General features: G+C 70.9%; 19 protein-coding genes and 1 tRNA gene. 10 read left to right on the top strand and 10 right to left on the bottom strand.

Translation table 11 applies throughout. The features are described 5' to 3' along the window. Positions 1-25: 25 nt before the first annotated feature. A complete protein-coding gene (locus OG452_RS25585) occupies positions 26-1,936 on the bottom strand; it encodes an NAD-binding protein (RefSeq protein ID WP_327297913.1) in 1,911 nt (636 codons plus the stop codon). Positions 1,937-2,467: 531 nt separating this feature from the next. On the opposite strand from OG452_RS25585, the gene OG452_RS25580 reads away from it, so the two are divergent. Both OG452_RS25580 and OG452_RS25575 read left to right on the top strand, forming a co-directional pair. Further along, complete coding sequence (locus OG452_RS25580; RefSeq protein ID WP_327299773.1) at positions 2,468-3,502, top strand: PP2C family protein-serine/threonine phosphatase; 1,035 nt, start codon at positions 2,468-2,470, stop codon at positions 3,500-3,502. 277 nt (positions 3,503-3,779) lie between these two features. Further along, positions 3,780-4,901, top strand: coding sequence for a HoxN/HupN/NixA family nickel/cobalt transporter (locus OG452_RS25575; RefSeq protein WP_442810168.1), 1,122 nt, complete (start codon positions 3,780-3,782; stop codon positions 4,899-4,901). Here OG452_RS25575 and OG452_RS25570 read toward each other — a convergent pair. From OG452_RS25570 to OG452_RS25550, 5 genes are all read right to left on the bottom strand, one after another. Next, complete coding sequence (locus tag OG452_RS25570) at positions 4,898-5,341, bottom strand: cytidine deaminase family protein (RefSeq protein WP_327297911.1); 444 nt, start codon at positions 5,339-5,341, stop codon at positions 4,898-4,900. The two genes, OG452_RS25575 and OG452_RS25570, sit on opposite strands and share 4 nt — an antisense overlap. A gap of 64 nt (positions 5,342-5,405) precedes the next feature. Continuing rightward, positions 5,406-5,999, bottom strand: a complete 594-nt coding sequence (locus tag OG452_RS25565) for a pyridoxamine 5'-phosphate oxidase family protein (RefSeq protein ID WP_327297910.1) — start codon at positions 5,997-5,999, stop codon at positions 5,406-5,408. Between the two features lie 111 nt (positions 6,000-6,110). Continuing rightward, entirely contained in the window at positions 6,111-6,407 is a 297-nt protein-coding gene (locus OG452_RS25560) for a DUF3303 domain-containing protein (RefSeq protein ID WP_327297909.1), read from the bottom strand. Between the two features lie 349 nt (positions 6,408-6,756). Continuing rightward, positions 6,757-7,257 carry a glycine-rich domain-containing protein gene (locus OG452_RS25555; RefSeq protein WP_327297908.1) on the bottom strand — a complete coding sequence of 167 codons (501 nt, stop codon included), beginning with the start codon at positions 7,255-7,257 and terminating at the stop codon, positions 6,757-6,759. 82 nt (positions 7,258-7,339) lie between these two features. Then, positions 7,340-7,489 carry a hypothetical protein gene (locus OG452_RS25550; RefSeq protein WP_327297907.1) on the bottom strand — a complete coding sequence of 50 codons (150 nt, stop codon included), beginning with the start codon at positions 7,487-7,489 and terminating at the stop codon, positions 7,340-7,342. 275 nt (positions 7,490-7,764) lie between these two features. Between OG452_RS25550 and OG452_RS25545 the strand changes: the two genes are divergently transcribed. Together OG452_RS25545 and OG452_RS25540 are read left to right on the top strand one after the other, a co-directional pair. Continuing rightward, positions 7,765-8,883 carry a helix-turn-helix domain-containing protein gene (locus OG452_RS25545; RefSeq protein ID WP_327297906.1) on the top strand — a complete coding sequence of 373 codons (1,119 nt, stop codon included), beginning with the start codon at positions 7,765-7,767 and terminating at the stop codon, positions 8,881-8,883. A gap of 12 nt (positions 8,884-8,895) precedes the next feature. Next, positions 8,896-9,477, top strand: coding sequence for an HD domain-containing protein (locus tag OG452_RS25540; protein WP_327297905.1), 582 nt, complete (start codon positions 8,896-8,898; stop codon positions 9,475-9,477). 323 nt (positions 9,478-9,800) lie between these two features. Here OG452_RS25540 and OG452_RS25535 read toward each other — a convergent pair. Then, positions 9,801-9,872 (bottom strand) — tRNA-Val (locus OG452_RS25535). A gap of 225 nt (positions 9,873-10,097) precedes the next feature. On the opposite strand from OG452_RS25535, the gene OG452_RS25530 reads away from it, so the two are divergent. From OG452_RS25530 to OG452_RS25510, 5 genes are all read left to right on the top strand, one after another. Continuing rightward, positions 10,098-10,871: a DUF4097 family beta strand repeat-containing protein gene (locus OG452_RS25530; protein ID WP_327297904.1), complete on the top strand. Its 774-nt coding sequence runs from the start codon at positions 10,098-10,100 to the stop codon at positions 10,869-10,871. Positions 10,872-10,942: 71 nt separating this feature from the next. After that, positions 10,943-12,298 (top strand): hypothetical protein, encoded by a 1,356-nt coding sequence (locus tag OG452_RS25525; RefSeq protein WP_327297903.1) that lies wholly within the window; start codon positions 10,943-10,945, stop codon positions 12,296-12,298. Positions 12,299-12,332: 34 nt separating this feature from the next. Continuing rightward, positions 12,333-13,001: a bifunctional 4-hydroxy-2-oxoglutarate aldolase/2-dehydro-3-deoxy-phosphogluconate aldolase gene (locus OG452_RS25520; protein WP_327297902.1), complete on the top strand. Its 669-nt coding sequence runs from the start codon at positions 12,333-12,335 to the stop codon at positions 12,999-13,001. After that, positions 12,998-14,005, top strand: coding sequence for a sugar kinase (locus tag OG452_RS25515; protein ID WP_327297901.1), 1,008 nt, complete (start codon positions 12,998-13,000; stop codon positions 14,003-14,005). The genes OG452_RS25520 and OG452_RS25515 overlap by 4 nt, the downstream gene beginning before the upstream one ends. Positions 14,006-14,046: 41 nt before the next feature. Continuing rightward, on the top strand, positions 14,047-14,268 hold the full coding sequence (locus OG452_RS25510; protein WP_327297900.1) for an FmdB family zinc ribbon protein: 222 nt from the start codon (positions 14,047-14,049) through the stop codon (positions 14,266-14,268). Between the two features lie 3 nt (positions 14,269-14,271). Here OG452_RS25510 and OG452_RS25505 read toward each other — a convergent pair whose 3' ends face one another. From OG452_RS25505 to OG452_RS25495, 3 genes are read right to left on the bottom strand one after another with little or no spacing between them, the layout of a single operon-like run. Continuing rightward, positions 14,272-15,162: an HAD family hydrolase gene (locus tag OG452_RS25505; protein ID WP_327297899.1), complete on the bottom strand. Its 891-nt coding sequence runs from the start codon at positions 15,160-15,162 to the stop codon at positions 14,272-14,274. Continuing rightward, positions 15,159-17,747 (bottom strand): phosphoribosyltransferase, encoded by a 2,589-nt coding sequence (locus OG452_RS25500; protein ID WP_327297898.1) that lies wholly within the window; start codon positions 17,745-17,747, stop codon positions 15,159-15,161. Before OG452_RS25500 ends, OG452_RS25505 begins: the two co-directional genes overlap by 4 nt. After that, positions 17,747-18,931: an HpcH/HpaI aldolase/citrate lyase family protein gene (locus OG452_RS25495; RefSeq protein ID WP_327297897.1), complete on the bottom strand. Its 1,185-nt coding sequence runs from the start codon at positions 18,929-18,931 to the stop codon at positions 17,747-17,749. The genes OG452_RS25500 and OG452_RS25495 overlap by 1 nt, the downstream gene beginning before the upstream one ends. Positions 18,932-19,133: 202 nt before the next feature. Between OG452_RS25495 and OG452_RS25490 the strand changes: the two genes are divergently transcribed. Beyond that, positions 19,134-20,060 carry a TerD family protein gene (locus tag OG452_RS25490; protein ID WP_327299772.1) on the top strand — a complete coding sequence of 309 codons (927 nt, stop codon included), beginning with the start codon at positions 19,134-19,136 and terminating at the stop codon, positions 20,058-20,060. The last annotated feature ends 32 nt before the right edge of the window (positions 20,061-20,092 follow it).

Raw genomic sequence — 20,092 nt, 5'->3', positions numbered from 1 at the left:
CGGGGAGCGCCGACCCGCCCCGCCCCTACGGCTCCGCCACGACGCGGGGCTGCCTCCTGCCCAGCAGATCGCCCAGACCCTGCCGGGTCCCCGCGATGACAACCCGGTCCTGGGGGCGCAGGACATAGCTCTGCGGCAGGTTCCAGACCAGCTCGGCCTTGCGGCTCTCCCCGTCCGAGGAGCGGGGCACGGACAGATCGGCGCGGCGCTCGTCCGGGTCCGCGAGATCGAGCGCGAGGATCCGCCAGGCACCCTCCCGGAAGACCTCGCCGAGGGTGCGGCCCTCCAGCAGGGGGTGGCCCGCGACATCCACCGCCGCGAACAGCAGCACCTGGCGCTCGACCGGCATGGCACCGAGGATCTGGCGGCCCATCATCGCCGCGGCGAAGGCGGGCGCGGCCAGCGTGGAGACGCTCCGGCTCCGGGTGACCGCCTGCGGGTGGGCCGCACGCAGCGTACGGAAGACGGCGTAGGCGAACGCGTCGTCGAAGAGCCGCATCGCCACCCGGAGGTCGGGCTTCACTGTGCGGGCGTACAGCGCCGCCTCCAGGTTGGTGATGTCGGCGCTGGTGAGCGCGAGCAGCGCGCGGGCCCGTTCGATCTTGGCGGCCTCCAGCACGCCCTCCGTGGTCACGTCGCCGATCACGATCGGCACCCGCAGCCGCCGCGCCAGGGCGACCCCGCGCGCCTCCGGGTCGGCCTCCACGCACACGACGGGGATGTCCAGCTCCCGCAGCCGGGCCAGCACCCGTGAGCCGATCTTGCCGAGCCCGAGCAGGACGACGTGCCCGGAGAGCCCGCGCGGCGGGCGGCGCAGCGCGGCGGCGGTGCGGAACGTACCGAGCCCTTCCAGTACGGCCGCGACCAGCACCGGCAGCAGCAACAGCCCGGTCAGCCCGGACAGCATCTGGAGCACCTGGCGGCTGGTGGGCTGGCCAATCGCGGGATCGTCTATCGCGAAGATGTCGAGGATCGTCAGATACGCGGCGTGCACCGGCGGCTCGTCCGTGGTCAGCCAGGAGGCGACGGCCAGGCCGAACACCGAGGCGAAGATCCCGAAGAGGGACCAGCGCAGCCGACGCGAGAAAACCTGCCTGAGGGGCGCGCCGCGGCCGGCCAGTCTGCTCGGAGAGAGGTCGGGGCCCTGGTACGAGACCGCCTCGAGGACGACCGTGCCCCGCCCGGACGCCGCGCGGACGGACGCCTCGTCGGGGAGGAGCTGGGGTCCCGCCTCGCCGCTGCTGTCCGAACCGTCGGCTCCTCCCGGATCACCGTTGGTCGACGAGAGCAGCGCCAGGGTGCACAGGCAGGGGTCGGTGGCCGGCCCGTACCGGGCGGCCGGCGGCCGCTCCACGGCGCGCAGCAGCAGTCCGTCGGCCTGGACGACCTTGCTCGTACCGGCAACGGCGGTCGCCGCGAGGGAGGGGGCCGCGGTGTCGGCGTCCGACAGTACGGTCGTAGTGGCGTCGGCCTCCTCCCGGTCCATGTCCGGCGCGCTGACGGCGGCTGCCTGGTCGAGCAGTTCCTCCAGATGCTGGCCGAGCTTGCGGTTGTAGAGCCGGATCACCAGCCGCAGCCGGGGGTTGAGCCGCCTGGCGGCGAGCGCGGCCCGGATATTCGCCTCGTCGTCCTGGTGGACGAGCGCCAGCGCCGACGCCTCTTCCACTCCGGCGCGCAGCAGCACCTCGTCGTCCAGGCCGGACGATTCGAGCAGCCGGTCAGCCACCGCGTCCCGGTCGCCGGACGGCGGGCCCGCGACGACGCGCGACATCCGCCCGAAGAGGGCGGAGGCCCGGCCGACCGGGGTGAGTTGGGTGTGCGCCGGGACACCCGCCGCTCCGGCGGGCGGTACGACGAGGGTCACCGTCTCCCGGTACACACCGCGCAGCTCGGCGGCGAGCCGGTGGGCCAGGCCGTCGTCACCACAGACGATCATGTGGCCGTCGGGGGAGCTCTGTTGGCTCTGATTCGGGAGTGAGTACACGTCAACAGAGACTGCCCCATGGGGGTGTTCGGTTTCGCAGGCGGGTTCGGGCGGGGCCCGGCGGGGGCCGGTCCGGGTTCATGTACGGGCATCGGCCGGCGGGATTCGGCGTCAGCTCCGGCCCGGCCCTCCCCCGGTGTCCGGCCGGTCCGTGCAGCCGGCCTCGATTCCATAACGTCGATGTGACTCCGATACTTGGCAAGGGAAACCTTTACATAGGCTAAACACCTAGGGTGGGCATCCGGGAACGCACCCTGGAGGCGCCCGAGAACGCGTCCTGGAACGTGTTCGGGAACCCGCATACGTGCTCTCACGTGCAACGCAACCGCACAGATGTCCGTCTGACGGCCATGGAGGGCCGAGGAGCCACCGCCCGTCCGCGAATCGCCCGCCACACCACCGGAGAACCCTGTGCCAGAGGAGAAGAGTCCCGCGTTCGCCTCGCTGTCGGTCCTGTCGCTGTCCGTCCTGCCGTTCGCGGTGATGGCCGTGGTCGCGGGAGTGGACATCTCTGCGGGTTCGAGTGTCGGATTCCTGCCGCTGATCTCTCTCGGGCCGGCGTTTGCCGGGCTGATCGGCGGCTGGCGGCGCACGGCCGCCATCGGGATGCTGGCCCTCGTGCTCTGCTACTCACTCGCCTGGCACGACGGGGCGTTCCACGCCAGGCGCGGATACACCGCGATGTCGTCGGTGCTCGGCGTGACCATCGCCGGGGTCGCGGCCGCGGTCATGCGCCAGCGCCGCGAGGCGGAGCTGGCCAGCGTGCGCTCCATCGCCGAGGTCGCCCAGCGGGTGCTGCTCCGCCCGGTGCCGCACAGAGCGGGCCATCTGCGCGCCGCCGTCTCGTACACATCGGCCGTGGCGGAGGCGCACATCGGCGGGGATCTGTACGAGGTGGTCGCCGCCCCGGACGGGGTACGCGTGATCGTCGGGGACGTACAGGGCAAGGGGCTGGAGGCCGTCGAGACCGCGGCAGTCGTGCTCGGCGCCTTCCGGGAGGCCGCGCACGACGAGCCGGACCTGGCGGGGGTCGGAGCCCGCGTCGAACGGTCCGTGGACCGGGCGCTCCAGGGCGAGAAGTTCGTGACGGCGCTGATCGCGGAGATCAGCCCGGACGGGGGCGCGGTGTTCCTCAACTACGGGCATCCGCCGCCCCTCCTCGTACGGGCGGACGGCTCCGCGCACTTCCCCGAGCCGGCCGAGTACGCGCTCCCGCTGGGCCTCGGCGTCCACGGGACCGACGGGCCGCAGCCCTTCCGGGTCGCCTTCGGCCCCGGCGACCAGCTGCTCCTCTATACCGACGGCGTGACCGAGGCCCGGGACCACGACGGGACCTTCTACCCCCTGGGAGAGCGGCACCAGCTTCTGAGGGACGATGATCCGGAGCGTGCGCTGGAGTGCCTGCGCAAGGACCTGGTGCAGCACACGGCGGGCCCGCTCCAGGACGACGCGGCCATGCTGCTGCTCCGGTACCGGGACAACGGCGCCGTCAGCGGGACCCGGGGCACGGCGCGGTAGCAGCGCCGGGACAACGAGGCACCCGGGGCCCGGACGACTGGACACTCCGACGGCCGGACGCCGCGGACGGCCGGACGCCGCGGACGGCCGGACGCCGCGGACGGCCGGACGCCGAGACCCACCCTGACCTGCCTTTACTGCGCCTTGGTTGCTATTGCGACCAATTTGCAATTGGCTGTCTACGGCTTATCGAACCGGAAGGCAGCAAGCACCCATGAGCACCACGTCCACCGCACCACTCCCGACCCCCACGCGACGCCGGCGTCTGCAGATGTCGATGACACGCCAGGAGTGGACCCGGCTGGGCGGCATGGGCGCGTTCATCGTGGCGCTGCACGTCGTCGGGTGGCTCACGCTGGTGACGATCGTGGCCCCCGAGCACTACAGCCTCGGTACGAAGTCGTTCGGCATCGGGATCGGTGTCACCGCGTACACCCTGGGGATGCGGCACGCCTTCGACGCGGACCACATCGCGGCGATCGACAACACCACCCGCAAGCTGATGAACGAGAAGCAGCGCCCTTTGTCAGTGGGCTTCTGGTTCTCGCTCGGGCACTCCAGCGTCGTGTTCGTCCTGGCGTTCCTGCTGTCCCTCGGAGTGAAGGCCCTCGCGGGCCCGGTGCGCGACGACAACTCTCAGCTGCACAACGTCACCAGCCTGATCGGCACGACCGTCTCCGGGTTCTTCCTCTATCTGATCGCAGGCATCAACGTCCTCATCCTGGTGGGGATCTGGAAGGTCTTCCGGAAGATGCGCTCGGGCGACTTCGACGAGGCCGCCCTGGAGGAGCACCTGAACAACCGGGGCCTGATGAACCGGCTTCTGGGGCGCGTGATGAAGTCGATCACCAAGCCCTGGCAGATGTACCCGCTCGGACTGCTCTTCGGCCTCGGCTTCGACACGGCCACGGAGATCGCCCTGCTCGTCCTGGCGGGCTCCGGCGCCGCGTCCGGGCTGCCCTGGTACGCGATCCTCTGCCTGCCGGTGCTGTTCGCGGCCGGCATGTGCCTGCTGGACACCATCGACGGCTCGTTCATGAACTTCGCGTACGGCTGGGCGTTCTCGAAGCCCGTCCGCAAGGTCTACTACAACCTCACGATCACCGGCCTCTCGGTGGCGGTCGCGTTCATCATCGGGACAGTCGAACTGCTCGGCCTGCTCACCCAGAAACTCGGCCTGCACGGCGCCTTCTGGGACTGGGTGGGCGGACTGGATCTGAACATCGTCGGGTTCGTGATCGTCGGGCTGTTCTTCGTGACCTGGCTGGTGGCCATGGCGATCTGGAAGTTCGGCCGCATCGAGGAGAAGTGGACAGCGGGCCTCAGCCCGGCGGGCCCGGGCCGGAACGCCATGCACGAGGAAGCCGGTCAGACCGGCACGCCGGGCGGCCGTCCCTAGAGTTCCGGTTCGAAGGCCCTTACGCCGTCCTCGGGGCTCCACACGGCGGCGAGGGGCATCAGGTCCTTGATCCGGACACTTCTGATGCCGTCGGGGGTGGGGAGGATGACGCGGATATCCGGGTGGTAGTCGAAGAGAATCTGCCGGTCCCGCCCGCAGGGGCCGACGGGCCCGCGCCCGCAGTTCCCCACGGCGACGATGGTGACGAGTTCGCGCGCGCCGGACGCACGGGCGTGCCCGAGCGCGACGAGTTCGGCGCAGGGCCCACCGGTGAAGTGGTAGAGGTTGATACCGCCGTACATCTCACCGTCCGCCCCGCGCACGACCGCGCCCATGGTGTGGACGCCGTCTTCGCCATCGGTGTTCGTATCGACGATCTGCCGTGCGAACTCGATGAGTTCGAGGTCGTCGGGGGTCAGCTCTCGGCTCGGAAGGGACATGCGCCGCATCGTACGTAACCGCTCCGGGTGCTGCTGGGTATTAATCAGGTGCCGCCGGGGGGTCTTATTCGGTACGCGACAGCGCCGGCAGGGGCAGTGGCAGCCCCGGCAGGCCGTCGATGCTGGTCGCGATGTGCTCCTTCTTCTGGAAGTACGCGTCGAGCGACTCATCCGTTTCACGCGCGAAGCGCGACCCGTGCAGCGGGCGGTCCTCGTCATAGGTCAGGAACGGGACGGCGTAGCCGCAGGTGTCGCGGATCTTCTCGGCGGTCACCACGATGATCGCGCGCAGACCGTGCCGGGTCGGGTCGATGTCCGGGAAGTGCCCCATCAGCTCGCGCCACCGTGCGTCGTCGCGGAAGACAGGCTCTCCGCGGCCGTGCACGCGCACGATGTTGGGTGGACCGTCGAAGGCGCACCACATCAAGGTGATGCGGCCGTTCTCGCGCAGATGGGCAATGGTCTCGGCATTGCTACCGGCGAAGTCAAGGTAGGCCACGGTGACTTCATCGAGCACCGCGAACGATCCGCTCAGGCCCTTGGGCGAAAGATTGACGGTGCCATCGCCGTCCAGCGGCGCCGTCGCGGTGAAGAAGATGTGCTGCGCCTCGATGAAGTCACGCAGCCTGCCGTCTATCCGCTCGTAGCTCTTTCCCATGGGCCCATTATGGCGGGCGGGCGGGCGGGCCGGCAGCCTCTCCTTTACGACCTGGGCAGGGATCGAATCACGCCCGGAGACCGGACCGAGCCTTGCAGGCAGCCGACGAGGTCAGCTCTTCTGCGATGCGGCCAAGCCCTTCAGCATGTCTTCGGTGTTCATCACCGGCTGGATCTCGATCTCCGCGCCGAGCCCCTGGAAGAGCGGCTCCGCGATGGAGGGCAGCAGTGAGCTGTCCTGCATGTCGAAGACAAAGGTGCAGGCCCGTCCGCCCTTGGTGGGGCCGAAGTAGGCCGCCTCCGGCTTGAGCCGTTCCGACATCGACTGCATGATCTTCTGCAGCGTGCCGTTCTTGACGGCTTCGTTCGTGATCTGGGTGTCCATACGCGCTCTCAGCATGACCCTCATGGCGCCGCTCCTTACGTCCACCGTGGCCGGCGCGGTCCCGTCCGCACTCCCTGTGACTCGGTGACGTCGGGCTCAGCCTTGCTCCGGGCAATCGGGGCAGCAACATCTCAGCCACCATCCGTGGATGACAGACCTACCCAGGGATATGAAAGAGCCCCGGCCAGTGGCCGCGGCTCGATGCTCAGTCCGGCGTGGTGTCCGGGGCGGGCGATGCGATGAATGCCCGCGCGGGCCGGGGCTCCGGGTCTCGCGAGTTTGGTGTCTGCGTGTCATCCCACGCTGCCACCAGCTCGGCGTACCGGGGGTCGGTCCAGTCCATGTGGCCTCCCTTCTGCCAGCAGGCTACCGATCAGCCCTTGGGCTTGGGCTGCACCACGATCGTGCAGTCCGGGGAATGCTGGCACTTCGCCGCGACGGACACCAGCAGCTCATCAGTCGGCGGGCCCCAGAGTTCAGAGTCGGCCGTGTACCCGAGGCCGGCGATGGCCTCGCGGGTGCGCTCCAGGATGCGGGAGTCGTAGTTCGTCGGGTCATACCCCGGGAAGTGGTGGACGAATGCGCCGCCGAGGGCCGCACACAGCTCGGCGTACAGAGCGGTGTGCAGGATCAGGGCGTGCCATCCCTCGTCCACGATCCGCGACGGAGCCAGGCCGACCCCGGGCCGCCGCGAGCACGCGGCGACGAACTTCAGGGCCTCTTCGAGGATGCGGTCGGCCATGTCCTGGGACATGTCGGGGTTGGTGTCCAGGATGGTCTGGCGGCAGCTGGTGAACTGCGCGTCGGCGATGAGCGCGCGGGCGATGACGGGGATCGGGGTCGGGTCGGGGCCGGGGTTCGGAGGTACGCTCACGGTGATCTCCTCTGGTGTGTCCGGTGGGGACTGACCCGCCCCGGCCGGTGGCTCCGCCAAGAGATCTGGCCGGGGCGGGAGTTCATGGGCGGTAGCGGCGCACCGGCGGGACCCGGACCGGGCAGACGACGTGCAGGCGCACCGCGGCGACTACGCCGGTGCCCCCGCTGATCTCGTACTCCTGCGACGGCTCGTCGGGCCGGATCTGCTGGTCGCAGCTCGCGCAGATCACGAGAGCGCCACGTTCTTCGCGTCAGGCCGCCTTCGTGTCGAGCACCGGCTGCATGCGACCCGGTCCAGATCTCATGTCCACCCACTGCTGTGATGTCTGGCTGCCAGTGCCTCGATGGGCCCATGTTGACGCTCCGGTGTCCACGATGACGCCCCTTCTACTACGCTGAGTTGCCCGCTCACTACTGCACTCATGACGGTAGGGAGTAGAGATCATCGGCTGAAGTGACCGCGGGTACGGGTATCTATTCGCGGTCCACGGGCAACGGGGGCACCATGCGGAGCAGACCGCCAACTACCCCGACCGCCAGTCGGGGTTCCGCCCCGCGCCCCCGCGGCGGGGTCGTTTCCGGGTACGTATTCCGCCTCATCCGCGAACAGCTCGGCCTCACCCAGGACGAGCTCGCAGACCAGTTCGTAATCTCGGCCGACACCATCGCGGGATGGGAATCGGGGAGACGGGCGCTCACCGCGATCCCTGTGGGTCAGATGCTTGTCCACCGCCACCGCTTCATGCAGCTCGGCGCGCCCCCGGCCCTCCTCCTCGCCCTTGAGCGGGCCATTGAGGCCGACGTCCTCCTCGCCAGTGTCCTTGAGGACAATGCGTCGGGCGGCCCGAGCCCCCTCGGCGCATGGGTCATGCAGCGCGACCTTGTCGAGGTCCTCGCCTGGCCCCTCAACAACGTGCCGCCGACGCCTCTCCGACGCCTGCCCCCGCCGCCCCGCCGTCGGCACGGGCCTGTCCCCGCCGGCCCGGAACTCTCAGCCAGCGAACGGCAGCGGTTCTTCTCTCAAATGCGGAGCACGGCAGAACAGGCTCGCGGCCCTGGCGACTTCCTGCTCCGTCGGCAGGCTCTCTATCTCGCCGGATACGACACCGAGGCCGACACTCAGGAGTGGCTTGCTCACCAGCAGCGCACCGAGCGCCCCAGCGACTGGCTGACATCCTGGCTCAACTCCCGCTCCGCAGCCGCCGTCGCGGCACGCCAGGGTGACCGAGACCGCATGGGTCACTTCATCAAGACGACCCTCACTGACGACGACGCCGGCGAGATCGCCAACCTGAATTACTGGGCGTACTGGATCGGAGAGTCCCAGCATATTCATCTCTCGGACGACTTCATCGGCTCGCCCAAGCCGGGCCCCTGGCACGGCGACAAGCTGATGGAGCACCTGATCCACGGGCTGACACCCGAGCACGGGTTCTTCGACCTCAACGTCCACACCCTCTGGGCGCTGCTCGCCGCCCGGCCCGCCCTGCTGCGCTCCGGATCAACATCAGTGCGCACCCTGCGCGCACAGCTGCCGGTGATGTTGGATATCCAGGAGCTGACGGCGCGGACGCGCGGGGAGCTGGACGGCATTCGATACGCGATGCGCCTTGCAGAGGCATGAGAGGAATCAGACGTGGCTGACGACCTGTCCGCGGTAGCGCACTTCCTGTACGAGGCGGGCACGCTGAAGCAGGCACGGCGTACAGGGTGGTGGATGGCCGGTGTGCGTGATCCCGAGAGCGTCGCTGATCACTCCTGGCGCACGTCGCTCATCGCGTCGATCATCGCGAAGCTGGAGGGCGCCGATCCGGCGCGCGCGGCGTTCCTCGCGGTGTGGCACGACTCTCAGGAGTCCCGCACGGGGGACGTCAACTACCTGGGCAAGATGTACTCCTCCGGTGCGGATCCGGAGGAGGTGACCGCGGACCAGACGGCCGGCATGCCCGAGGTGCTGGCCGCGACGGTGCGCGACCTAGTCGGGGAGTATGAGGCGAAGGAGACCGCCGAGGCGGTCTGCGCCAGGGATGCCGACAAGCTGGAGTGCCTGCTCCAGGGCATCGAGTACCGGGCGCAGGGCTACGAGAACGCGCAGAGGTGGATCGACAACAGTCGCGGTCGGCTGGTCACTGAGACGGCCTGCCTCTTGGCGGACGAGTTGCTCAGCCAGGGGCCGTTGGACTGGCTGCGTAAGGCCCTCGGTGAGGCGCAGGGCTGACCGGTCCCGGACGCACGAATGCGCCCCGCCCTCCCGGAGAAGAGCGGGGCGAGGTTCGTTCAGTACCGCCAGGACGACAGGTCGAGTTCGGTTGGCGGGTCCGGGGGCGGGCCGGCCCGGGCGGTCAGCTCGACTCGGTAAGCCCACTTCAGCAGATCGAGGACAACGAGGGCGGAGGCCGCGGCGAAACTGGTGCCTCTGCAACGCTCCAACAAGATCGTCAGCACGCCCGCTCACGCAGGAAGCCCCGGACAAGGAGTCCGGGGCTTCCGAAGAACCCCCTGTTGAGGGTTCCTGGCCAGGTCAGGAATCTGACTGTTCTGTGGGCGCGGGCAGTTTCGAACTGCCGACATCTGCTTTGTAAGAGCAGCGCTCTACCCCTGAGCTACGCACCCGTGGATGAAGCAACAGGGTACATGGCCCCGGGCCCCCTCTCGCAAACCTGTTGCAGGAGCCAAGGAACACTCCTGGGCGCCCGCCCCGCGCCGCCCACCAGTCCGCCGGCCCATGGGACCGGGGGGATAACCCCACCCCCGGTCCGGTGGGTCGCTGGATCGTGTGGGGGTGGGGGCGGTCCGTACCGTTGGGGCTCTTCGGCAGGTTCGGTTCGATCTGGGGGAATGATCTACGTGGCACTCCGTCCTCGTACGCTTGTCGCGGCCGGAGGGGCCGTTCTTGTCTCCGTCGCCCTCACCGGGTGCGGCGCTGATCCTTCGGACGCGCCCGCCGAGCACAAGTCATTCGCCCTCAGCGGGAAGACGCTGACCATCCACACCGACGACTCCGCCGTCGAGCTGGTGCCCGCCGATGTGGAGTCCGTCCAGGTCACCCGGCGCGTCGACGGGTGGGTCTTCGTGGGGAGCGGGCCCGAGGCCTCCTGGTCCATGCGGGACGACACGCTCAGCCTGAAGCTGAAGTGCAGCGCCGTCATCAGCAACTGTTCGGCGCGGCACCAGATCAAGGTGCCGCGCGGGGTCTCCGTGATCGTGAAGGACGACAACGGGTCCGTGACCGCCGCCGGGTTCGACACCCCTCTGAAGCTCCGCTCGGCCAACGGCAAGGTCACCGTCCGGGACTCCAGCGGCGCCCTGGACCTGAACAGCGACAACGGGACCATCAACGCCGAGGGCGTCTCGTCCAGGCAGGTCACAGCGGACTCCAACAACGGCGAGGTACGGCTGTCGCTCACCACGGTTCCCGACCGGGTGCAGAGCGTCAGCGACAACGGGTCGATCGAGATCGCGCTGCCGAAGAAGCCGGGGCTCGCGTACAAGGTCGTGACCCACAGCAGCAACGGGAGTACCAAGGTCGGTGTGCCCACGGACGACGCCAGTCGCCACTCCGTCACTGCGCGCAGTGACAACGGAAGGATCATTGTTCGAAGCGCGAACTGACCGGCCCGTGTGTTCGTCCCTGCCTGGTGGGAGAATGGCCAGGGCAGGGCGGACCAGCACGGGAGAGGGATGTGACGGCAAGACACGGGCAGCCGTATGCGCGATCGAGTGCCGTGCGGGATGTCCTGACGCTCATGGCCCTCCCGGTGCCGTTGCTGGCCGGTCTGGCCGCCGCCTTCGCAGGTGGGGGCACACGGCGATGGTTCGGCGGGCGGGGTGAGAGCCAGCGGGCCGACGCGCAGGCCGCGAAGGACGCCGCCGCCGCCGCCTTCTACGATCTCGACACCGCTCAGCGCGATCTGCGGATCTCGATCGAGACGATCTCCGCGGTGGACAACTCGCCGGAGGCCCGCAGGGCGCTCTCGGACTTCGCCTCGCTGGGGCAGCGGATCGACGAGGTCAGCGCCTCGTACATCACCGCGGTCGACGCCCATGACCTCGACCGGGACGGTCTGGAGAGTTCCGCCCTGTCCCAGGCGCGTACGGAGCTGACCCGGGCCAAGGACGACCTCGTACGTGTGAAGGGCGAGCTCGACCGGTTCGGGCAGGGGCTGGGGCCGCTGCTCGGCAAGGCCGAGACGCAGCTCGCCCGGCTCGCGCCCGCCGTGGAGCGCGCGCGGCAGGCGCTCCTGTCCGCGAGCAATGCTCTCGACGCGGTACGGGAATCCGGGCTGAAGGCCGACGACCTCGCCACTCGTCTCGCGCATCTCGGGCCCGAGCTGACCAAGCTCAACCAGGGCGCAGGCCGGCACGGTGTGCAGGGCACCCTGGACCGCGCGGACAAGGTGATGCGTGACGCCGAAGCCGTACGGGCCGAGGCCGCGCGGCTGCCGGAGCGGGCCTCCGAGATCGACCGGCGCCTGGTGTCGCTCCGTACCCGCGCCCAGGCGCTCACCACCCGGGCCGGTACGGTCGCCCCGGTCCTCAGCGAGCTGCGGCGGCGCTTCACCGCACCGTGCTGGCAGGACCTCCAGCATGTGCCCGAGCAGGCCGCCGTGTCCGTGCGGCAGGCGGAGGAGAAGCTCAAGGAGGCCACCAGGGCGCGCGAGGAGCAGCGCTGGCCCGACGCGACGTCCCTGCTCACGACCGTCAGGTCGCTGCTCAACAGCACCGATGAGGCGGTCTCGGCCGCGGGTGCGCGGCTCGAACGGCTCAACGCTGTGGCGAAGGATCCGCAGCAGGAGATCGAGCGGACCAGGTTCACGATCCGGGACGCCCAGCGGCTGGCGATGGCCGGCCGGAACACCCCCGACCCCCGGCACGCCCGCCCGCTGGACCAGGCGGTGGAGCGGCTGGAACGAGCGGTCGCCGGGCTGGAGGGCCGGCACCCCGACTACTGGCACTTCCTCACGGAGACCGAGGAGGTGCGGAAGACCGCCACGCACGTGGTCGAGCAGATCCGCGAGGAGCGCGGCGCCGGCCATTGATCACCAGGCACCCGAAAAGGCAGGAAGAGAACAGATGGACCGCACCGACTTCACCGCGAGTCTCCGGAATGAGCGGCTGGTCGCCATCGTCCGCGGCTCGGACCCCGAGGCGTCCTTCAGGTCGGTCATGACGCTAGTCGAGAGCGGGATACCCCTGGTCGAGGTGTCGCTCAGCGGCACGGACGCGCTCGGGGTCATACGCCGGGCGCGGGCCGCACTCGGGGACGGCGCGTGGCTGGGCGCGGGCACCGTCCTCACCGCGGACGACGCACGGCGGGCCGCGGAGGCCGGAGCCGACCTCATCGTGACTCCGGGGCTCGGCGCGGGCGTGGACGAGGCCGTACGGCTGGGGCTCCCCGTACTGTCCGGAGTCGTCACCCCCACCGAGGTCATCGCCGGTATCGCGGCCGGCGCCACCGCGCTGAAGCTCTTCCCCGCGTCGGTGGGCGGCTCCTCCTATCTGAAGGCGCTGCGGGCCCCCTTCCCGGATGTTCCGTTCGTACCGGTGGGCGGGGTGGACGCGGCGGCCGCCGCCGAGTACCTGACGCTGGGTGCGGTCGCCGTGGGCGTCGGGTCGCCACTGATCGGGGACGCGGCCGACGGCGGGGACCAGGACGCGCTGCGGAAGCGGGCCGCCGCGTTCCTGAACATCGTCGGGACAGTGCGGGCCACCGAGGCAGCGGCCCCGGCGGTCCGGTCATGAGCGTGTTCACCTTCGGCGAGACGATGGTCGCGCTGCGCGGCGACGGGCAGCTGAAGCTGGGCGGCACCATGGCCGTCTCGGTCGCCGGTGCCGAGTCGAACGTGGCCATCGGCCTGGCCCGGTTGGGGCACCCGGTGCACTGGGCGGGTGCGACAGGCGCCGACGAGGCCGGTGAACTGGTGCTGCGGACGCTGCGCGCCGAGGGGGTCGGCGTCACGGCCACCACGCGTGACGAGGCCGCGCCCACCGGGCTGCTCCTCTTCGAGCCGCGGCTGCCCGGCGTGACGCGGGTGCACTACTACCGTGCGGGATCGGCCGGTTCGAGGATCGCGGCCGACGACGTGGAGCGGGCCTTCACCGCGTTCCTGGACGCCGGAACCGGGGCGGACACAGGCGCGGACACGGGTGCGAACACGAACCGCGCCACCCGCGTGCTGCATCTGACCGGTATCACCCCCGCCCTCTCCCCCACCGCCCGCTCCGCCGCCGAGCGCGCGATGGAACTGGCCGCCGAGAACGACGTGTTGATCAGTCTCGACGTCAACTTCCGCTCCCGGCTGTGGAGTACGGAGGAGGCGTCGGCGGTGCTGCGGGACTGGGCGCCGCGCGCCGACGTACTGATCGCGTCCGACGACGAGTTGCCGCTCTGTCTGCCCGCGGACTGCCCGGAAGACCCGGCCCGGCAGGCGGAAGCACTGCTGGAGGCCGGGGCGGGCGAAGTCGTGGTCAAGCTCGGTGCGGCGGGCGCCACGGCGTACACCTTGCAGGGCGAGCTGCACGCACCCGCCCGTACGGTGCCGGTCGTGGACCCGGTCGGTGCGGGCGACGCGTTCGTCGCCGGATATCTCTCGGCGCTGCTCGACGGTTCGGACACGGGGGAGCGGCTGGACCGGGCGGTGACCACGGGAGCGTTCGCGGTGGCCGCGTCCGGCGACTGGGAGGGCGCTCCGACCCGTGCCGAGCTGGGGCTCCTCGGAGCGGCGCCGGGCACCGTGGTGCGCTGAGGTGGTGCGCAGCGGCGCCCCGCACCTCTAATCTGGGCCTCATGCCCCGTTACGAGTACCGCTGCCGCTCCTGCGGCGACACCTTCGAGATCAGCCGCCCGATGGCCGAGTCCTCGGCACCCGCCGCCTGCCCCGAAGGCCACGAGGACACGGTCAAGCTGCTGTCCGCTGTTGCCGTCGGGGGGTCCGCTGCCGGAGCCCCGTCCGGCGGGGGCGGCGGAGGCGGCGGAGGCGGGTGCTGCGGCGGAGGCTGCTGCGGCTAGGTCCTAGTCCGGCAGCTCCAGCGGCGCGGCTCCGGACAGCGCCCCGCCACTGCCCGCTCCGGACAGCGACCCCGTGCCGCCCTGCGCGGCGCGGGTGAACTCCCGCAGGATCTCTTCGCCGGCCGCGACCCCGCGCCCGGCGGTCACCTCCACATGCGGCGCGCTCCACCCCGCGTCCGCGAGTTCGCCGTGCGCGGGGCGCCAGCCCCGGTCGGCGGCCAGCAGCAGGTCCGCGTCGAGGAGGGAATCGCCTGCGGCCAGGGTGAGTTCGGCGCCGGTGCGGCGGGTCACCTCGCGCACCGCCGCGCTCTTGGTCAGCGGTTTCGGCACCGCGTAGAGCTTGCGGCCCTGGAGCGAGACCGTCCAGCCCCTCGGCCCGGCCCACGCGGACAGCTCGTCCACCCAGCCCTCAGGCAGCAGGGCCCGTTCGACGACCAGATAGGCGAAGAGGTCCTCGGCCACCCGTTCCTTGAGCAGCCAGGCCGGATCGGCCGCGGACACCAGGTGGGTGCGTACCTCGGCCAGGGTGGCGCACTCGGCGGCCAGACGTCGGGCCACAGCGGACTGCCAGCCCAGGTCGGACACCCCGTCCACCAGCAGATGACCGCCGTTGGCGCAGATCGCGAACCTCGGCGGCGGGCAGGGCAGCCGGATGCGGCGGTACTGCTCGCGCGTCCTCGTGGTCGTCGGTACGAAGAGGGCCTCAGCGGCGAGCGCGCCGAGCAGCCCGGCCGCGGTCTCCGTGACGTACGAGAGCGGCCTGCTCTCGTACACCTCGACGCAGAGCAGCCTCGGCGCTTCGGCGTCCGGCATGGTCAGGCCGAGCGCGGGCGCCGAATAGATGAGGGTGCGGTCAAGATCGCTGGCGACGAGTACGGGCGCTGCCGGGTTCACGCGGTCACCGCCGCGGTGCCGTCGGCGCCGGTCGCGCCGCGGGTGAAGCGCGGGTGGATCAGACCGACGCAGCTGTACGGCAGCGAGTCGACCTCCTCGACCGGAACGCCGCGCTGCTCCGCGAGGAGCCGTACGTGGTCGAGATCGGCGCCCGCACCGCTCCTGGCGAGGATCTTCCAGGGGACGCGGCGCAGCAGGACGCGGGTGGTCTCGCCGACCCCCGGCTTGACGAGGTTGACGTCGTGGATGCCGTACTCCTCGCTGATCCGCTCGACGGCCGCCCACCCCTCCCAGGTCGGTGCGCGGTCCGCCGCCAGCTGCTCCTTCACCGCCGTGTCCACCGCGCCGGACACTCCGTCGAAGCGGGCGGCGACGGCGTCGATGAAGTCCGCCGAGACGTCGGAGTCCGCCAGCTCGCGGTAGAACTTCCCGCCGTGGAAGTCCCCGGGCCCGACCAGGTCGGCGCGGAGGACCGTACGCGAAATCAATCCGGACACCGTGGAGTTGAGGCAAGCGGAGGGGATGAGGAAGTCCTCGCGGGTGCCGTACGTACGGACGCAGCCGCCCGGGTCCGCCAGCACCGCGATCTCCGGGTCGAAGCCGGGGAACTCCGCCAGCGCGTCCGCCAGTTCACGGGTGATGGCACCCTTGCCGGTCCAGCCGTCGACGAAGACGACATCGGCCGGGTCGTGGTGGGCGGCCAGCCAGCGCAGTGCGTTGGCGTCGATGCCACGGCCCCGCACGATGGACACCGCGTAGTGCGGCAGGTCCAGGCCGTGGCGGTGCCGGGCCCAGCGGCGCATCAGTACGCCGACGGGCGTACCGGCGCGGGCGAGGGAGACCAGGACCGGCCGTGCGGACCGCTCGGCGAGCACGGTCTCGGTGACCGTGCCGACGGCCTGCGCGATCCGCGGCGCCGAGGTCTCCAGCGCAGCCCTGAACAGCTCCTGATACTGCTCGCTGGGCTGGTACTCGACAGGCAGCGACTCGGCGTAGTGGGCACCCCCCGCCTGTATCGCCTCCTCGCGCTCCTCGGTGGGCGCCTCCAGCTGCACGTCGGAGAGATCCTGGAGCAGCCAGCCGACGTCTTCGGCGGCGTAGGAGGAGAAGGCGGGGCCGCGCAACGGCTCGGGCATGGGGGCGGCTGCTTCCTGCTGTTCGGGAACGTGGGGCTGTAGGGGTACGGACGACTGCCCGGGTACATGTGGCTGTCCGGGGGCGTACGACTGTCCGGGGGCGCGCGGCTGTGGGGGGACGTACGACGGGACGACCGCCAGCAGCACCTGCGGGACGTGCGCGGCGAGTTGGGCCAGGAGGCCGTCGGGGGCGTGCAGTTCGGGGGTGTCGGCGGCCGAGTCGACGACGAGGACCACCGCGTCGAAGCCGCCGCCCGCCACGTTGTACGCGTACCGGTCGCCCGGCCCGTCGCCGGGGCTGTCGTGCGCGGGAAAGACCAGGCCGGTCCGTATCGCGTAGCCGGGAACGTCCAGGGCGAGTACCGGCGAGCGGGTGGTGGTCGATGAGCGTACGTCGTGCCCGGCCTGCTCCAGCGCGAGGCCGAGGCGGAGCGGGGTGTACATCAGCTCCTCGAATCCGAGCACGAGGACACGCGGGGCGGGCGTGGCAGGCGTGGCCGGCCGATCCGTGGCAGCAGGCTCCGAGCCCGGCACACCCCGCGCCAGCGCCTCCGCGAGCCGCGCCGCCATCCCCGGCAGCGCGGCCTCCAGGGTGGCGCGGTGGTCGGGGGTGAAGCCGTGCCGCCCGCCGTCCGGCAGCCCGTCCGGCCAGCCGAGATCCGCCCGGACGACCGGACCGCCGGGCCCGGCGCCGGGGGAAGCGTACGTGTGGCGCCGCCGCCCCTCGTGCTCCTCGACCAGACGGCGCCCCTTCTCCAGTACGCCGTCGGGCAGTTCCACCTCACCGCGCACCGAGGTCAGCAGGTCGACCCGGGCGCCGATCTCCCGGCCGAAGTCCGTCAGCCGGTCCCGGTCGGCGGCCGACCGCATGTCGACCAGCGCGACGACCACGTACCACCGGCGCGGATACCGCCCGTGCAGATCGCGGATGGTGTTGAGCACCGTGTTGCCGGTGGAGAACTCGTCGTCCACGAGGACCAGCGGGCCGTCGCCCGCCAGCAGTTCCGGGTCCTCGGGCAGCAGCAGATGCGAGGTCGCGTGCGAGTGCGACTCCTCGAAGCCGCCCGCCCGCGCCACCCCGGCGACCTCGCGGCGGGTGGAGTGCAGATACGGCGCGAGGGCCAGCCCGTCCGCGACCGAGTGGCCCAGGCCCGTCGCGGTCTCCGCGTAGCCGAGGACGACCGCCCTCCGCGCGGCCTCGTCGCCGAGCAGCCGCCGTACCGCGAGGCCGAGCCGGTGGCCGTGGCCGTACACCGTCGACGGGCGCTGCGGCACATGCTTGCCCAGCACGTTCGACACCAGCAGATGGGCGCGTTTCGGATTGCGCCGCAGCGCGAGGCCCAGCACGTCCCGGAGGCCGTCGTCCCCCGCGAGCCGCACACCGAGCCGGTCCGCGACCCATGTTCCCGACCAGACCACTTCGCCCGTCTCTTCCCTTCCGGTTCGCATCAGCCGGAGAGCCCGGCCGTGAGCAGTTCGACAAAGCCGATGTCTTCCCTGGCCACACCGAAGACCTCGGCCCGCAGGAGGGTCCGCTCGGCCCAGGCCCGGTGCGGCTTCACCTCGTTCATCTTGTTCGTGTACGCGGAGCGCAGCACCCCCCCGCCGTCCCGGTCGGGCCGGACGATGTCACGGGCGTCGCTGAACTCCTCGTGGCTGACGACCGAGAGGGCGTGCACCGGCATCACGTGCGAGGGGTGGATGCAGGTCTTCCCGAGCAGTCCGTTGGCGCGGTCGAGCCCGATCTCGCGCAGCAGTCCGTCCAGATCGTGCTCGATCAGAGTGGTCCGGAGCTGGTCGGCGCGGCCCTCCATGAAGGGGCTGCGGCGCAGCTGCGGCTTGAACATCCGTTCCTGGACTGGGAAGTACTCCCAGACCGGGCCGGTGATCGTGAAGCCCGTACCGTCCGAGCGGCCCAGGACGTTCACCACGTCGCCGATGACCGAGGCGACGATCTGGACGTCGTACGCGGTCATGTCGGGCGTCCTGCGCAGCCCGTACGCCGAGCAGAAGTCGGTGACACCGAGCCGGAGGGCGAGGATCCGGTCACGGTACTTGTCGACCGTGCGGGCTATTCCTGCGAGGGAGTCCGCACGGGTCTCCAGGTGCAGCAGCTCGGGGGATTCGAGGACAGGCATGGCGAACAGCCGCCGGCCGCCCGCCGCCTCCGCCCCGGTGAGCGCCTCCAGGAAGGCCGTGCCACGCTCCTCGGTGAACTTCGGCAGTACGAATCCGGACAGCAGCCGCGCCGACGGGCCCAGCCTGTGGACCAGGTCAGGTATCTGATCCGGCTCGCGGACCCGGATGAAGAGCAGGGGCATGTCGTCCGCGTTCCCGGCGGGCCCGCCACACCTGGCTTCCAGCTCGGCGAACTGGCGGACCAGATTGACCTCGCCGTCGGCGACATCGGCGTCGTCGATGGAGTCCTCCAGGCACAGCACCATGGAGACCACCCCGCGTGCGGCCTGTTTCAGCACGTCGTCGGCGAGTTGTGGCCGGGTGGCCGGGCTGTAGAGCGTGGCGCCGAGAGCGGCGCCGAGGACGGGTGCCGGAGACCCGGAGGTGAAGTCGGCCGGCTCCTGATGGAAGAGCTCCGACCGGACAAGGGGCGAGATATGCCCGAAATGATGCATAAGGTCCCCTCGTAGTGCCATGCCGTCCCGATGACGCGCGGCCGGTAATAGTACGTATGGACGCATGGCACTAGTTCCAACGGAGAGGGAATTCGGACCCACCCGCAACAGTCGTCCCGCCCGTCCCGCCGGGATGTACCGGACTCGCCCCAAAGCGCCCCCGCATTGTCCGGGGCCGCGCGGGGAAGGCAGGATGACCGGCATGACGCACGCGATGATGAAGGGTTCGAACGTCCCGCTGGACGCCTTGGCGGTACGGGCCGTTCTGCGCTGGACCCCGCGCCCCGACGTCCCCGACATCGACGCTTCCGCCCTGCTGCTGGGCCCCGGCGGGCGTGTGCGCTCCGACGAGGACTTCGTCTTCTACAACCAGCCGCGCCACCCGTCGGGCCTGGTGCGGCGGCTGCCGAAGAAACGTGACGCCGAAGGCCTCACCGACACCGTCGAGGCCGACCTTGCCGCCCTGGACCCCTCGGTGGAACAGGTGGTGCTGGCCGCCTCGTCCGACGACGCGCCCTTCCGCGCCGTACGGGATCTGCGGATCCTGCTCTACGACGCGGCGGCGCCGGCCGGGGACGGCACTCCGGCTCTGGCCGTCTTCGACGTACAGCCGGAGACCGGCGAGGAGACGGCGATGATCTGCGGCGAGCTGTACCGCCGCGGTGACCGCTGGAAGTTCCGGGCGGTGGGGCAGGGCTACCCGACCGGTCTGATCGGGCTTGCCACGGCGTACGGGATCTCGGTCGACGAACCCGCAGAACCCGCAGTGGACGCAGAACCCGCCGGACCCGCAGTGAACGCGGCAACGGCCGGAACGGACGGGGCCCCAGCAGGCGCGGCGGCAGAGCCCGCGCAGCCCGGCCCCATGGGTGCGACAGGCCCCACCATCCCGGCGCCCGTCGCCGGCTTCCCCCCGCCCCCGCAGTCACCGCCACCCGGTTACGGCTACCCGCAGGCCGTGCCGACCCAGCCGATGGCCCAGCCCGCCCGTTCCGCATCCGGAAACAGTGAGTGGAGCCGAGGCGGAGCGCAGCGGAGCGGCTATCCGCAGCCGGCCGCGGCGGCCGCTCCCGCGCCCGATCCGTACTTCCGACTGCCGCCGATGGGACCGCAGTTCCTGCCCAGGTGACGGCGGGGCGGGCCGGCGAAGGGCTGATGGGG

The sequence above is a fragment of the Streptomyces sp. NBC_01197 genome (assembly GCF_036010505.1).
Lineage (GTDB): Bacteria > Actinomycetota > Actinomycetes > Streptomycetales > Streptomycetaceae > Streptomyces.
The sequence above is the reverse complement of the archived record's forward strand: the minus strand, read 5'-3'. Positions and strand labels throughout refer to the sequence as shown.